The organism is Pontibacter toksunensis (genome assembly GCF_042686245.1).
In the GTDB taxonomy this organism is placed as follows: Bacteria; Bacteroidota; Bacteroidia; order Cytophagales; family Hymenobacteraceae; genus Pontibacter; species Pontibacter toksunensis.
On record NZ_JBHUOX010000005.1, the window covers coordinates 209,603 to 224,626 of the forward strand.

Sequence of the window (15,024 nt, forward strand, 5' to 3'; positions counted from 1 at the left end):
CTGTTCCAAAGCAGACAAAAGGAAACTACTGTATCGTTCAGAGAGTCACTTATTGATGTGGAAAGAACAGGAGCATGTATTTTTAAAATGTTTTGCAGGCCAAGCTGTGTTAAGCAAGAGTAACGGCCTCGTTTAAGCGACTGGCAAGGCCGCCGGCTGTGACTGAGATTTACATAGTATAAGTGGCTGACTTTTTTCTATTCCTAATTATCTATTTCAAATGTAGTTTCATCATTATATCTGTCTGCTCGTCATTGCCTAATTTAAAAACGTGTTTATCAAACTCATCAAAACCATTTTTCTTATAAAAATTTATTGCTCTTGGGTTTTCTTCCCAAACACCTAACCATACATAATTGGCATTCGTCTGCCTTGCAATTTGCATTGCTTGTTCATAAAGTAACTGCCCTACACTTTTACCGTGAAATTCTTTCAACACATAAATCCTTTCTATTTCAAGGCTTTTGTCGTCTTTCAATTCCGTTTGTGATTGACCAAAATTGAGTTTTAAATAGCCAACTACTCTATTGTCAATTGTCGCAAAGTAGAATTCAGAGTTTTTGTTTTTGAGCTCAGTAGAAAGTTTTTCAATAGAAAATCCTTCTACCAAGTACTTCTTCATATTCTCCTCTGTATTTCCTGCTGAAAATGTCTCGGAGAAAGTTTGTCTGCCAATCTTTTGCAATAGGTCAATGTCGTTCAATGAAACTCTTCTAATGTCGATGTTATCCATTCTGTCTTTTGAGTTTGCTATTTTAGGTTGCCAACGGGGTGGACTATGCGGCATTTATGCACTAATAAGTAGTGTTGGCAAGCGTTATATTTAATGCTTTGCTAAAGCTACTCGAGTACAACATTTAATATGTTATTTTCTGTCATTCATAATAAGAACACTCACTAAATCATTTAATGTCAGCTGACTTATTAACTTTATTTTTTTTGTATAGCCACTTAATTAGAAGATAATCTAAGATCATCAAGAAGATGACAAGTAATCCAAAAAAGAAGAATCCTTCAAAATCTAAATTCTTAAATGTGGGTCTATCAACCTTATGGTAAAGCAGACCAAAATATGCAACTATAAATATCCCAGAATAGAGCAAGAAGATTACACTAAGTATATACTTTACTGTTTTCATCGCTCTTTTCGATTTTTTCCTTTGATGTGTGCCAACGGCTGGTGTAGACTATGCGCGAGGCTTTTAGCCGAAGCATGGAGTCTACACGTGGTTAGGCAACATTATTCTTTTCTTATTATCTTAATTCGAAATTCACCTCCTGTAACTGCCTTTTCCAAACCTGTCCTACTCCTTATCTTGCCCTCAAAGGTTCCTTTTATGATGTCGTCAGTTTTGCTGGTTATGTTTATGGTAATATCCTTTTGTGTTGTACCTTCAAAATTGTAGCTGTCCTCAGGGCCCCATCGAACCACACTATCTGGGATCGTATAATCATACAACATCACAGCTCCATACATCCTATTTTCTAGCGCCTGTGACGGACTGATCACAATAGGTAGTGGCAGGTTATCCAAATCAATACCATTGATGATCAAAGAAACACTGCGTCTGTCTGAGTATAGGCCTACTCTTGTAAGCAGAAGTAGCCCTCCATTGATATTGGGGTTATAGTAGTGACTGGAGGAATCTCCATCCCCTGTGATCTGCGGCTCTTTAAAGGTAAGGTATTCTGAGCCAAAATTGCCCCTGATGTATCCGTTACCAGTATATGGTTCATCTGGCTCTGGAGCGTCTTTGCTGCAGGCAGTAGATAGCATTAGAAAAATAAGCAATAAGGCCTTAATGAACTTCAGTTGTTTCATTGTAGGTAAATTATGTTTTTATGCTGCCTAACTAGGGGCTAAATATAAGTTATTCTGTTTAGCCGCCTAACGGTGGTTGTATAAACGGAACTGGACTAACGAATATACTATATACCCCTGGCAATATAAAACAGTTCGTCAGGCGACTCTTCCCCACAAAAGTACCAAAAACTTACCCTTCGATTTCAGCCTCTTAAGCGTGTTTTTCCCCATAACAACTCTTATATTCAATTCAACTAGAGTTAAACTCTGTTGTAGAATATCCTCTTCCCATCATGTGCTCGTTTTATTCAGAAGGTGAAGGAGGCAAATTGTGGCGATGCAGCAATACCAATTGCTCACCACGATCAAAGAAGTGCCATGATGTCAATAAGTTCTAAACTGACTTACTATGGCTTCCGCAACCTTACAATCCTGAAGGCACCACCCAAGGCTGCAGGCTCATTCAAATCCTGGCGCAGCGAAGTATGGCTGATGATGTTGCCGATAGAGCGGTTAATGTCGGAGAAAAGGGTGCTAGCTACTTGGTTGAGCAACCGGCGCAGCGACGAAGGCTCTTGCCCGTCAGGCAGAAACTTATCGAATACCATTACAGTGCCGCCCGGCTTCAGCACCCGCTCCACTTCTTTTATACAGGCCACCGGGTCAGGGATGACGGCAAGTATGAGGTGCAGCAAAACGGCATCAAAAGTGGCATCTGGGAATTGCAGTTCCTGTCCGTTCATGACATGTGCTTGCACCGGCAGGTTCAGGTGCTGTGCCCGCTCCTTCAGTTTCGAAATCATTCCCGGGGTTATGTCAATGGCAGTCAGGTGGGTGCAGCCTTGCAGGTAGGGTAAATCTAGACCGGTGCCGGCACCCAGCAACAGAATAGCATCCGTGGGTTTTGCACCTGATAACTGAACAGACCGCTGGCGGTGCTTCCGGAAAATCCGGTCAGCTATAAAATCATAAAACGGCAGGTACAGGGAATACCTTATCCGATTCCACGTGTTAGTGTTAAGGCTCATTTCACAGGTTATTTTGCAAACCCGAAACTAAGCATTAGAGGGCATTTCTCCCGCTTCACTTCAAAGCAAAACACATAAAATAAGAGATGGAGCGGCCAGCCTCTGATAATTTTATTTGCTTTTTGAATACCGCTGCACCATGGGGGGCAGCACTGTACATTCCATCGACTCTGCAACACTGCCATCATCAAAAACCAGCACATGCTTTATCGCGTCTTCAAACTTACTGATACTCTGCTCACTGTTGGAGCATCCGAAATTCACATCATACACCACAGGCAGCAGGTACGGCTTACTCTCCACGGCTACCCCATTTACTTCTTTCGGAGTCCAGTGCCCACTCATGGCCGTTATGGTTTGCTTCAGCGACTTCGCGATAACGGCAGGCGTATCGGGTGTACAGGCTACATTCTTCACTTTCCCGTCGGCACCAATCACAAACCGAACAAACGTGACAGAACTGACGCATAACTTGGAAAGTTCATACACTTCAGGCATCATGTTGTCAGCAATAAGTTGCGTAGGATGTTTGTATTTATCATGCTTAAACTGTGGTTCGAGGTCTTGGCCATTTAATAGGGATGGCAGCGTAAGTACCAATGTGACAACACAGAGTAGAACCTTCATAAGAACGAATATAAGTGGTTGGAGCAGAGAGCACACCTGTACCTGTGTAGGTACAATAGCCCAAAGTTAACGAAGTATTAAATATTAAAAAAATTAAATTCTCTGAATATACGTCTACTTATTTCTCTCGTTCAATTGTGTAGGAAATAAGTTGCTCCAGCGAGGTACGGGATGGGGAGGAAGGGAAAGTATTCAGGATGGCCAGTGCCTCAGCGTGGTACTCGTTCATTAACTTGATGGTATAGTCGATTCCACCAGAACGTTTCACAAAGTCTATTACCTCCTGCACGCGCCTGCTGTTCCCGTTGTTGTTCTTCACGTTATAAATAACGCGGCGCTTGGTCAGCCAGTCGGCGTTGCGGAGGGCATGAATCAGCGGCAGGGTCATTTTCTTTTCCTTAATGTCAATGCCCACTGGCTTGCCTATCTCGGCAGTCCCGTAGTCAAAAAGGTCGTCTTTTATCTGGAAGGCGATACCTACTTTCTCGCCGAACAGGCGCGCCTTCTCCACATCCTCTTTACAGGCACCTGCCGAGGCAGCGCCCACAGCACAGCAGGAGGCAATGAGGGAGGCTGTTTTCTGGCGGATAATGTCGAAGTACACGTCCTGCGTGATATCTAGGCGGCGGGCTTTCTCAATTTGCAGCAGTTCCCCCTCGCTCATCTCTTTCACGGCGTTAGACACAATCTTGAGCAGCTCAAAGTCATCGTTCTGCAGCGAGAGCAGCAGGCCCTTGGAGAGCAGGTAGTCGCCTACCAATACGGCTATTTTATTTTTCCAGAGTGCATTAACAGAGAAGAAACTGCGGCGGTAATTAGCATCGTCCACCACATCGTCGTGCACAAGAGTGGCCGTGTGCAGCAGTTCTATGAGCGCCGCTCCGCGGTAAGTAGCATCGCTGATATCGGGGCGGAAAAGCTTAGCCGTAAAAAACACAAACATCGGGCGCATCTGCTTGCCTTTACGCTTCACGATGTAGCTCATGATCCGATCCAGAAGCAGCACCTTCGACTTCATCGAGGTCCTGAACTTCTTTTCGAACAGCTCCATTTCCTGCGCAATTGGCGCTTGTATTTCCTTTAGGCTGATGCTCATATGTTAAGTCCGCAATATTACTACCTGCTGCAGTGGTTTCCAAACGTGTGCTAGCAGAACCGGGTTTAATTGCGGTTTAGTTGCGGCTTAATTGCTGGATTGCTGCGGCCTCTATAGCTGAATTGCTCAATGGTTAAATGGTTTGATTGTTAAATTGTTTGAATTTAGATGATGGCTGATTGTTTTTTTGTTACTGGCTACCTTCTTTACTTAATTATTAATGAGCTGCCATTTAGCTTTAACAGCTGTGCCGGTGCAGTATTCATCATGTAAGGCCACTTAATAGAATGGTAGAATTGAAACTTTAAGGATGTCGATGCCTTATAAAAGCCAGACAAGTGTGCAGAAGCAACGTCCGCCTGATTTAGTGATTTACCAAATCAGCAATTTAACAATGAAGCCATTTAACAATTAAAAAGATGAAAGTAGATTTTGTAGTATACCCGGAGCACGGGCGCCCTTTTACCGCTGATGCCACCTACATGCCCAACAGTCAGCCAAAGCCGGTTATTATTTTCACGCACGGCTTCAAGGGCTTTAAAGACTGGGGGCACTTTAACCTGCTGGCACGTTATTTTGCTGAGAGAGGCTTCGCTTTTATAAAATTCAACTTCGCCTACAACGGCACCACCCTGGAAGACCACAGTGACATACACGACATGGAAGCCTTCGGGAACAACAACTTCAGCCTGGAACTGGATGACCTGCAGGCCCTGATTGACTTGCTCTTTGATCCATCCGGCCCCGTTACGCAAAACGAATTCAACCTGAAGAGAATTTACCTGATTGGGCACAGTCGCGGGGGCGGGGCCGTTATACTGAAAGCCGCCGAGGACGCAAGAATAAAAGCCGTTGCCACCTGGGCCGCTGTCAGCGACTACGACCAGCGCTGGACAGAGGAGCAGATGCAACAGTGGAAGCAGGACGGGGTGCAGTGGATTTTGAATGGCCGCACAGGACAGCAGATGCCTCTCTATTACCAAATGGTGGAAGACTACTACCAGAACCGGCACCGCCTTGATATTCCGCAGGTGATAAAGAAGATGCACCAGCCCTTGCTGATTCTGCACGGGGAGCAGGACGAAACAGTACCACTGCAAATGGCCCGCGCTTTAAAAAGCTGGAAACCAGATGCAGAATTGCACCTGCTACCGGAGGCAAACCATTCCTTTGGAGGTTCACACCCTTTTGAGCAGAACGAACTACCGGAAGCCGCCCGCCATGCGGCTGATCTGTCTATTGGTTTTTTTCAGAAACATGCCTGAACTATACCTGCTCCTGGGTGGCAACCTCGGCGACCGTACCTCCTACTTAGCGGACGCTTGTAAAAGTATATCTGCATCTGTAGGCATTATTACTCAAAGTTCTAAACTGTATGAAACAGCTGCTTGGGGAAAAACAGACCAACCAGCGTTTTTGAACCAGGTGCTGGAGGTGCAAACCAAGCTTTCTCCGGAGGAGGTTCTACAGAAAATACATATAATTGAACAGGAACTGGGCAGGGTGCGCCTCGAGCATTGGGGAGCACGCGTGATTGACATTGATATCCTGTTCTACGACCAGTTGGTGCTTCAGAGCCAGCGCCTCACTATTCCTCACCCGCAACTCCACCTCCGTCGTTTTACACTGATGCCCTTAGCGGAGATCTCCCCCCGACTGGTGCATCCGGTACTGGAGAAAAGTGTGGAAGATTTGCTTGCAACATGCCCAGATGCGTTAGAAGTCTGGAAGTATGAAGAAGAGGAATGAATTGCGCTTTAGCTGTAGAATTAATGCGGCGCCTCTACCTGATCAATTAACGCTGCTGCTTTTTTATAATTTTCATCCGGGAAAAACTCTCCACAGATATTAAGAATGGCGAAAAGATGGTTTTTCAGTGATGTCCCATTCATTTTGTCTCCTTTCATAGCATCCTGCGCCAGGTGCAGCGACAGGTCCGAAAGCAGCAGTCTTCTTTTTTCTTCCCACTCAGGGGTTTCCTTATAAACAGGTGTTTCAGGATAATATGATTCTACCCTGGCATGCGCAGCATCTAAAAGCTTCAGCACGTCTTTTCTGTTTTCCGTATTCATATGAGTTAGTTTAAGAGCTATTTCTTTAGCGGGTAAAATAAGGTCTGTCCTGATTATAAAAGCTATCAGGCCACTTTTGCTGAAAGAGCTGCCCCCTCCACTTCAATGATTTTATCTTTATTTATAAACCTGCTCTTCAGAACCATAAAAACGAGTGGGAACATGAGCGCCGTAACGGCAAGGCTAATGTAATCGAAAAGTGGCCCATCCTGTACATTTTCCAGCCTCCAGACACCCTGCCCATCAAAACCGTACATCATTCTAAACAACACGTTTCCGCCCCAGTGCAGCCCGATGGACATCCAGATACTGCCTGTTTTTAAAACTGTATAAGCAAACGTAAGGCCTAAAACAACGGAAAATGCCAGGTTCTCCACCTTCAGCCCTTCATTCCACGAGTCATCTAATACATACAAAACGGTAACAAATAGCAGATACCACTTCATCAGGTGCTCTTTCCGAAGGTATGGCAACCAATAGCCCCTGTTCATGACATCGTTGATGGCAGAAGAAAAGAGCATGGCCAACAAAGCCTGCGCTAACAACACAGTAATAAAAGACATGTCCGTCGTGCCAGCTACATCAAACATACCGGCACCATAGCAAAGCAGGTACTTCAGGGAATATACTCCGGCACCAAGCAGAAATCCAACAGTAAGGTTCTGATACCATCCTTGATGCAGGCGCAGCCCAAAAGACTGCAATCCCTGAAACCGAAGTACAAATCTCGCTATCAGAAAGGCAATGCCAAAGAAGGTAAGCCAATAGTTTATCCAATGCGACACATTATCCTGCTGAAGAAACCTGGGAGTAAGTTTCACATACAGGTTCAGGACCATGAAAGCCAGTATCCACAAGATGAAGGCTATTTTATTTTTCATGTTGCCAATAATTCTGCCTCAAATCTACAGGATATTCTAAATATCATGTATGGCGGCAGCCTCTGGTAGAACTTTGCGGAAAATGTTCAACTTATAGCGGAAGGAAAACTACCTCCAAGACTTGCCTTTTCAGCAGTGCATAATCTTTGCTGCTAAACTTCTTTTTTGAAAGTGCTGCATACTTCCTGCCAAATGTCCCACAAGCCTGGAAAGTGAAGTATCATCCATACACTTCCCTTTCCGAACCTGCTCATAACATGTTGCTCATGATTTCACAGTATATTCTTCTACTACCTAACAATCTCGACCCACCCCTTGTAGGTGGCTCTGGCCTGCTTGGGGTCCAGGGTGTGGAACTCCACCTCGGCCTCGTAGTAGTAGGTGCCGTCGGTGAGGCGGTTGCCCTGGTTGTCCACCCCCGGCCAGTTGATGTAGAGGTCGTCGCCCCCGCTGCTGGCGTTGCGCTCGTACACCAGCACCCCCCACCGGCTGAAGACCCTGAACTTCATGCTCCTAATGAAGGCCGTCTTCCGGTCGGGCCGGAACACGTCGTTGAGCCCGTCCCCGTTGGGGGTGATGACGTTGGGCAAAAGGAAGGAGATGCAGTTGTCCTTGCACACCTCGTTGCTCAGCCCGCTCTCCCGCCCCTGCGCGTCCGTGGCGCTCACCCGGTAGCAGCCCGCAAACGACTCCAGCCCCGAGTGCGTGAAGGTGGTCTCCTCCGTGGTGCCCAGCGCCACGTACTCGGCCTCCAGCGAGGGCTTGAAGTAGACCGTGTAGAAGGCTATCTGGTCGGTGCAGTCCCCCGTCACCTGCGGCACCCACGTCAGCACGTTCGCATACGGGGGCTCCTGCGGGTTGCGCGCGAAGGCCTCGCAGTCGAGCTGGTCCACGCTCAGCTCCGGGGCGCACACCACCTTCTCCAGAAGCGCGCACGCCCGCTGGCTGCGGTTGCGCAGGGGCTCGGGCAGGCCCGCGATGCCGTAGCTGCCGGCCGTCTCCACCACGTAGCAGTACTCCCGGCCCCGCTCCAGCCCCAGGCCCCCGAAGGCGCCCGTGTCGCGGTAGCTGCCCTGCCCCCCGCTCACCTGCACGCTGTCTATCAGCGTCAGCGTGCTGCCCTCCAGGCGGTAGATGCGGTGCAGGAAGGTGCTGTTGTCCCAGGGGACCTCATACTCCCACACCAGCTCCAGGACCTTCTCGTCCCCTGTGGCCGCGCTCACCGCCAGCCGCACGCTCGAGGCCTCGGCCGCCTCGCGCAGCACCGTCGGCTGCCCCCCGGCAGCCGGCGACTGGTAGAACTCCAGGCGGTAGCGGTAGCCCTGCTCCAGGGTGTTGAGGCCCCGGTCCACGAACACCGTGTCGCTCATACTGCGGCTGCGGAACACCTCCACATAGCCCTCGCCGGCCCCCAGCCCCTGCTTGCGCAGCAGGCGGTACTCCAGCGGCGGGGTCAAAAGCTCCGCCTCGGGCTGCGTCCAGCGCACCGTTACCTGCCCGTCCACGGCGTCCGTCTCGTCCACCGTCACGTTGGTGATGTAGGGGATGTCCTGGTTGATGGCCACGCAGGCCTCGTTGGAGGCAAGGCTCTCGCCCCGGCCCGGCGAGGGGAAGGCCGCGTAGATGATGTAGCAGTACTCCACCCCGGCCTGCAGCCCCTGCCCGCCGTTGTCGTCGAAGAAGGTGGCCACCCCGGCCTCCACCTCGCCTATGAGCACGTAGCCCGTGGAGGCCGGCACCCCCGTCTGGCACTCGTCGGGCACGTAGCCCGAGGGGCCCTCGCGGCGGTAGATGCGGATGGAGGAGGCGTTGCGGCACAGGTAGGGGTCCCAGGTGAGCGTCACGCTCCGGTCCCCGCCCAGGGCCGCCAGGTTCTCCGGCGCCGGGCCCACCACCTTGATGTTCCAGGCCTGCAGGTCGGCCAGGCGCGTCTCGCCCGGCGGGCGCACGTCCTCTGCGCGGAAGACCACCTGGTAGGGCCGCTCCCGCACGTCTGAGCAGTCGGTCTGCCAGCTCAGCAGGCCCCGCGCCTCGCCCGGCGTGCGCACGGTCTGCTGGAAGGTGGCCGGGGGCACGATGCCCGAGCCGGCCACCGTCAGGTCAATCAGGTCCCCGTCCGGGTCGGTGGCCGAGACCACCCCCCGCAGCAGGGTGCCTGCCACGATGCAGGTGTCCCTGGGCTCGAGCACGGGCGGGCGGTTGGGCGTCTCGCGCACCAGTATCTGCATGTCGCGCACCACCTCGCCCAGCTTCACCGCCCCGCCGCCGGGAGACACACGCCACTCCTCCACCACGAAGGCCACGTTGTACTGCCCTTGCCGGCAGGGGGCGTCCCAGGTCATCTGCCCCGTCAAAGGGTCCAGTGAGAAGGTAGCCGGCCCGGAGCCGTCGGACGTAGTGCAATTATCATAAAGATGGGGCAACATATAACCCGGCACAGGCGAAATATTTCCGTTCACGTCCTGGTAGCGGGGCACGATGAGTTTGAAGGCGAGGCTGTCGCCGTCGGCGTCGTAGGCGCCGGGGTTGTGCACGAAACGGCGGCCAACAGCACCCACATCAATAGGCGCCACCGTCAGCACCGGGGTGCTGTTGAAGCCCCGCAAGGCATTGATGTTGATGACCGTCTCAATGTAGAAAGACCGCTGGTCGGTAGGCGGAGACATGTTCAGAATGTTCCTGTTGCGGTTAATACCAACCCAGGAGACAACAAACGTACCATCAGAACTATAGGTGTGCTCCCATTTATAAACCCATTTCTCAGTTTGATTGCCTATGTCTGTCACAGAAGCAACATCTACGTTTTCTATTCCCTCGCCTGTATTGATGCTGACTGCAAAGTTCTTCTCCTGTGACCTAGAGTCACGGTAAATCGTCATGGTAAAGAAGAAACGGCGCGGATTAGGGTTGGGTGTGGTATCCCGCTTCGCCGTAATGTCTCCTGCTCTGATATGTGTTGCCTGTGCTTCTGTGAAAGTACCTAGTATAAGTACCAGCAGCCCTAACAGTACTCCCCGCCACAGGTATCTTTTTTTCATAAAATCCGGCATAGTGATGGTTTCAGGAGGTGCGTAGACATTCTAAGTCAGAATAAATATACTTATTTTATATTATTAAGATACAATTTTATCACGTTATCATCTTGGCATAAGGTTGTTGCCGTTCCTGTACACCACCACCACCTGGCTATCCTTCACATTTAAAAAGAAAAGTCCTCTCTGGCATATGCCGGAAAGGACTTTATACTTTTGCTTGGGGTAGAGTCTACTCAGCAGAACTTACTTCTGCAGTGCGCTCTACTTTCTTTACAAGTCCTTGCAATACTTTACCAGGGCCACACTCTATAAAATGGGTCGCGCCATCAGCAATCATCTCCTGCACCAACTGGGTCCAGAGCACCGGCGCCGTTAGCTGCTTTATAAGATTCTGCTTAATTTCCTCTGGATCTGTGTGCGGTTTGGCATCAACATTCTGATAAATTGGACAAATGCCTTCGCTGAAAGTAGTGCTTTCAATGGCCTGAGCCAGTTCTTCTTCAGCGGGCTTCATGAGGGGCGAGTGGAACGCACCCCCAACCGGTAAAGGAAGGGCACGTTTGGCACCTGCTGCCTTCATCTTTTCACAGGCAATCTCTATTCCTTTGTTAGAACCTGAAATGACAAGCTGCCCGGGGCAGTTGAAGTTAGCGGCTACTACTACTTCATTTTCTACAGATGCGCAAATTTCCACTACTTTATTGTCTTCCAGCCCCAGAATGGCAGCCATAGTAGATGGGTTTGCCTCACATGCCCTCTGCATTGCCAGGGCTCTCTTATGCACTAACTTTAGTCCGTCCTCAAAGCTGAGCACCTTACTGGCAACCAGTGCCGAAAACTCTCCGAGAGAGTGGCCTGCTACCATGTCCGGCTGGAAATCTTTCGCCACTGCTGCCTGCGCCACAGAGTGCAGGAATATAGCCGGCTGTGTTACGTTGGTTTTCTTCAGCTCCTCCTCCGTGCCATTGAACATGATTTCGGTGATGTTGAATCCCAGGATGTCATTTGCCTTATCAAACAGTCTTTTTGCCTCGGGGTATTGCTCATACAAGTCTTTACCCATACCTGTGAACTGAGAACCCTGCCCGGGGAAAACATATGCCTTCTTCATTCGTCGTTTATTCTTATTCGTTTATCCTCGCTTTTTTTTAAAAGTGCTGCATCCATTCATAGTTAAATTGATATGTGGTTACCGCATTTTCATGAGCTTAAGCCACAGAAACACAGCACTTACACCACAAGCCAATTTATGCCATAAACCGTGCCCGTTCTTCAGGGCTGGGCAGCATACATGCCTCCGTTTGACCGGCAATCTTATAGCGATGTCTGGCTATAAAGCGGTACAAAAGGTTGCGGAAAGATAAAGGAATAAACCGGAAATAGTAAAGTACAGCGTAGGGAAAGTTGAGGTGACGTGAGATGTGAAGCACTGCATCAGACTCTACATAAAGCCTGCCGCGCTCGTAGAACACAACAGAATCCGGCAGTGGGTCAGGGCGTTGCGAAGCCGGTACCAGTGCCTCTAACACACCGGATTGCAGGGCTGCGAAAGAAAGATTCCGCCGCCTGTTATGTTTCAGCACCAGCTGCACGCTGGCTTGGCAAAAGCCGCAGGTGCCATCGTAAAAAACAATGGACTCACCCTGCAGCTTCTCTGGTTCTCTGGCTTTCATCACCTGATGATTTCGACCCACCCCTTGTAGGTGGCCCTGGCCTGCTTGGGGTCCAGGGTGTGGAACTCCACCTCGGCCTCGTAGTAGTAGGTGCCGTCGGTGAGGCGGTTGCCCTGGTTGTCCACCCCCGGCCAGTTGATGTAGAGGTCGTCGCCCCCGCTGCTGGCGTTGCGCTCGTACACCAGCACCCCCCACCGGCTGAAGACCCTGAACTTCATGCTCCTAATGAAGGCCGTCTTCCGGTCGGGCCGGAACACGTCGTTGAGCCCGTCCCCGTTGGGGGTGATGACGTTGGGCAAAAGGAAGGAGATGCAGTTGTCCTTGCACACCTCGTTGCTCAGCCCGCTCTCCCGCCCCTGCGCGTCCGTGGCGCTCACCCGGTAGCAGCCCGCAAACGACTCCAGCCCCGAGTGCGTGAAGGTGGTCTCCTCCGTGGTGCCCAGCGCCACGTACTCGGCCTCCAGCGAGGACTTGAAGTAGACCGTGTAGAAGGCTATCTGGTCGGTGCAGTCCCCCGTCACCTGCGGCACCCACGTCAGCACGTTCGCATACGGGGGCTCCTGCGGGTTGCGCGCGAAGGCCTCGCAGTCGAGCTGGTCCACGCTCAGCTCCGGGGCGCACACCACCTTCTCCAGAAGCGCGCACGCCCGCTGGCTGCGGTTGCGCAGGGGCTCGGGCAGGCCCGCGATGCCGTAGCTGCCGGCCGTCTCCACCACGTAGCAGTACTCCCGGCCCCGCTCCAGCCCCAGGCCCCCGAAGGCGCCCGTGTCGCGGTAGCTGCCCTGCCCCCCGCTCACCTGCACGCTGTCTATCAGCGTCAGCGTGCTGCCCTCCAGGCGGTAGATGCGGTGCAGGAAGGTGCTGTTGTCCCAGGGGACCTCATACTCCCACACCAGCTCCAGGACCTTCTCGTCCCCTGTGGCCGCGCTCACCGCCAGCCGCACGCTCGAGGCCTCGGCCGCCTCGCGCAGCACCGTCGGCTGCCCCCCGGCAGCCGGCGACTGGTAGAACTCCAGGCGGTAGCGGTAGCCCTGCTCCAGGGTGTTGAGGCCCCGGTCCACGAACACCGTGTCGCTCATACTGCGGCTGCGGAACACCTCCACATAGCCCTCGCCGGCCCCCAGCCCCTGCTTGCGCAGCAGGCGGTACTCCAGCGGCGGGGTCAAAAGCTCCGCCTCGGGCTGCGTCCAGCGCACCGTTACCTGCCCGTCCACGGCGTCCGTCTCGTCCACCGTCACGTTGGTGATGTAGGGGATGTCCTGGTTGATGGCCACGCAGGCCTCGTTGGAGGCAAGGCTCTCGCCCCGGCCCGGCGAGGGGAAGGCCGCGTAGATGATGTAGCAGTACTCCACCCCGGCCTGCAGCCCCTGCCCGCCGTTGTCGTCGAAGAAGGTGGCCACCCCGGCCTCCACCTCGCCTATGAGCACGTAGCCCGTGGAGGCCGGCACCCCCGTCTGGCACTCGTCGGGCACGTAGCCCGAGGGGCCCTCGCGGCGGTAGATGCGGATGGAGGAGGCGTTGCGGCACAGGTAGGGGTCCCAGGTGAGCGTCACGCTCCGATCCCCGCCCAGGGCCGCCAGGTTCTCCGGCGCCGGGCCCACCACCTTGATGTTCCAGGCCTGCAGGTCGGCCAGGCGCGTCTCGCCCGGCGGGCGCACGTCCTCTGCGCGGAAGACCACCTGGTAGGGCCGCTCCCGCACGTCTGAGCAGTCGGTCTGCCAGCTCAGCAGGCCCCGCGCCTCGCCCGGCGTGCGCACGGTCTGCTGGAAGGTGGCCGGGGGCACGATGCCCGAGCCGGCCACCGTCAGGTCAATCAGGTCCCCGTCCGGGTCGGTGGCCGAGACCACCCCCCGCAGCAGGGTGCCTGCCACGATGCAGGTGTCCCTGGGCTCGAGCACGGGCGGGCGGTTGGGCGTCTCGCGCACCAGTATCTGCATGTCGCGCACCACCTCGCCCAGCTTCACGGCCCCGCCGCCGGGAGACACACGCCACTCCTCCACCACGAAGGCCACGTTGTACTCGCCCTTGCGGCAGGGGGCGTCCCAGGTCATCTGCCCCGTCAAAGGGTCCAGTGAGAAGGTAGCCGGGCCTGAGCCGTCGGAGGTAGTGCAGTTGAAGGGGATGTGGGGGAGTTGGTAGCCCGGCACAGGCGAGATGTTGCCATTCACGTCTTCATATCGGGGCACGATGAGCTTGAAGGCGAGGCTGTCGCCGTCGGCGTCATAGGCGCCGGGGTTGTGAACATACCGCCGGCCTACCGCGGCTATGTCTATCGGGTCAACTGTAAGTATGGGGGTGCTGTTGAAGCCCCGCAAGGCATTGATGTTGATAACCGTCTCGATAAAAAACGAGCGTTGGTCAGAGGGTGGGGCCATGTTCAGGATACCCAGGTTACGGTTGATTCCCACCCATGAGACTCTGAAAGTACCGTCGGAAGGGAACGTGTATTCCCACATATATACTTCCCGGTCGGTCTCGTTTCCAATGTTTACAACGGAGTCGCGCGGCACCTCCAGTATCACTCCGCCGCCCATATTCATGTACACAATCGGGTCTTCAGCGGAAGAAGCCTGATCGGTAAAAATATTCATTCTGAAGAAAAACCTCCGTGGGTTAGGGTTGGGCGTGGTGTCGCGTACTGCTGTGATATCTCCTGCTCTGATATGCGTAGCCTGTGCGTCTGTGAAAATCCCCAAGAATGCGATCAGCACTAACAACAGACTGCCGCGCAGCAAATACCTCAAGCGTAAACTGATTGGCATACAATTATGATTTTGGCTGTAAATTTAGGAAGTAGATATAAGTATT

The 15,024-nt window shown here is 52.5% G+C and carries 13 protein-coding genes; 2 read left to right on the top strand and 11 right to left on the bottom strand.

All coding sequences use genetic code 11. The annotated features are described in order from the left end of the window. Positions 1 to 211: 211 nt before the first annotated feature. From ACFS7Z_RS08925 to ACFS7Z_RS08945, 5 genes are all read right to left on the bottom strand, one after another. Entirely contained in the window at positions 212 to 733 is a 522-nt protein-coding gene (locus ACFS7Z_RS08925) for a GNAT family N-acetyltransferase (protein WP_377483513.1), read from the bottom strand. Between the two features lie 507 nt (positions 734 to 1,240). Next, positions 1,241 to 1,822 (bottom strand): hypothetical protein, encoded by a 582-nt coding sequence (locus ACFS7Z_RS08930; protein WP_377483515.1) that lies wholly within the window; start codon positions 1,820 to 1,822, stop codon positions 1,241 to 1,243. 389 nt (positions 1,823 to 2,211) lie between these two features. Further along, positions 2,212 to 2,832, bottom strand: coding sequence for a class I SAM-dependent methyltransferase (locus ACFS7Z_RS08935; protein ID WP_377483517.1), 621 nt, complete (start codon positions 2,830 to 2,832; stop codon positions 2,212 to 2,214). 111 nt (positions 2,833 to 2,943) lie between these two features. Beyond that, the gene (locus ACFS7Z_RS08940; RefSeq protein WP_377483519.1) at positions 2,944 to 3,459 is read right to left on the bottom strand and encodes a hypothetical protein; all 516 of its coding nucleotides are present in this window, start codon (positions 3,457 to 3,459) and stop codon (positions 2,944 to 2,946) included. A gap of 118 nt (positions 3,460 to 3,577) precedes the next feature. Further along, a complete protein-coding gene (locus tag ACFS7Z_RS08945) occupies positions 3,578 to 4,555 on the bottom strand; it encodes a polyprenyl synthetase family protein (protein WP_377483521.1) in 978 nt (325 codons plus the stop codon). 419 nt (positions 4,556 to 4,974) lie between these two features. On the opposite strand from ACFS7Z_RS08945, the gene ACFS7Z_RS08950 reads away from it, so the two are divergent. After that, on the top strand, positions 4,975 to 5,820 hold the full coding sequence (locus tag ACFS7Z_RS08950) for an alpha/beta hydrolase family protein (RefSeq protein ID WP_377483523.1): 846 nt from the start codon (positions 4,975 to 4,977) through the stop codon (positions 5,818 to 5,820). Beyond that, positions 5,813 to 6,304: a 2-amino-4-hydroxy-6-hydroxymethyldihydropteridine diphosphokinase gene (gene folK, locus ACFS7Z_RS08955; RefSeq protein ID WP_377483525.1), complete on the top strand. Its 492-nt coding sequence runs from the start codon at positions 5,813 to 5,815 to the stop codon at positions 6,302 to 6,304. The genes ACFS7Z_RS08950 and folK overlap by 8 nt, the downstream gene beginning before the upstream one ends. Before the next feature lie 20 nt (positions 6,305 to 6,324). Here the strand turns inward: folK and ACFS7Z_RS08960 are convergent, their stop codons facing one another. The 6 genes from ACFS7Z_RS08960 to ACFS7Z_RS08985 form a co-directional block, all read right to left on the bottom strand. Continuing rightward, positions 6,325 to 6,627 carry a hypothetical protein gene (locus ACFS7Z_RS08960; RefSeq protein ID WP_377483527.1) on the bottom strand — a complete coding sequence of 101 codons (303 nt, stop codon included), beginning with the start codon at positions 6,625 to 6,627 and terminating at the stop codon, positions 6,325 to 6,327. 65 nt (positions 6,628 to 6,692) lie between these two features. Continuing rightward, the gene (locus ACFS7Z_RS08965) at positions 6,693 to 7,508 is read right to left on the bottom strand and encodes a CPBP family intramembrane glutamic endopeptidase (RefSeq protein ID WP_377483529.1); all 816 of its coding nucleotides are present in this window, start codon (positions 7,506 to 7,508) and stop codon (positions 6,693 to 6,695) included. A gap of 290 nt (positions 7,509 to 7,798) precedes the next feature. Further along, positions 7,799 to 10,174: a T9SS type B sorting domain-containing protein gene (locus ACFS7Z_RS08970; protein WP_377483531.1), complete on the bottom strand. Its 2,376-nt coding sequence runs from the start codon at positions 10,172 to 10,174 to the stop codon at positions 7,799 to 7,801. Between the two features lie 598 nt (positions 10,175 to 10,772). Continuing rightward, positions 10,773 to 11,654 carry an ACP S-malonyltransferase gene (gene fabD, locus ACFS7Z_RS08975; RefSeq protein ID WP_377483532.1) on the bottom strand — a complete coding sequence of 294 codons (882 nt, stop codon included), beginning with the start codon at positions 11,652 to 11,654 and terminating at the stop codon, positions 10,773 to 10,775. 136 nt (positions 11,655 to 11,790) lie between these two features. After that, on the bottom strand, positions 11,791 to 12,216 hold the full coding sequence (locus tag ACFS7Z_RS08980; RefSeq protein ID WP_377483534.1) for a thiol-disulfide oxidoreductase DCC family protein: 426 nt from the start codon (positions 12,214 to 12,216) through the stop codon (positions 11,791 to 11,793). Next, the gene (locus ACFS7Z_RS08985) at positions 12,216 to 14,807 is read right to left on the bottom strand and encodes a T9SS type B sorting domain-containing protein (protein ID WP_377483536.1); all 2,592 of its coding nucleotides are present in this window, start codon (positions 14,805 to 14,807) and stop codon (positions 12,216 to 12,218) included. Before ACFS7Z_RS08985 ends, ACFS7Z_RS08980 begins: the two co-directional genes overlap by 1 nt. Positions 14,808 to 15,024: the final 217 nt, after the last annotated feature.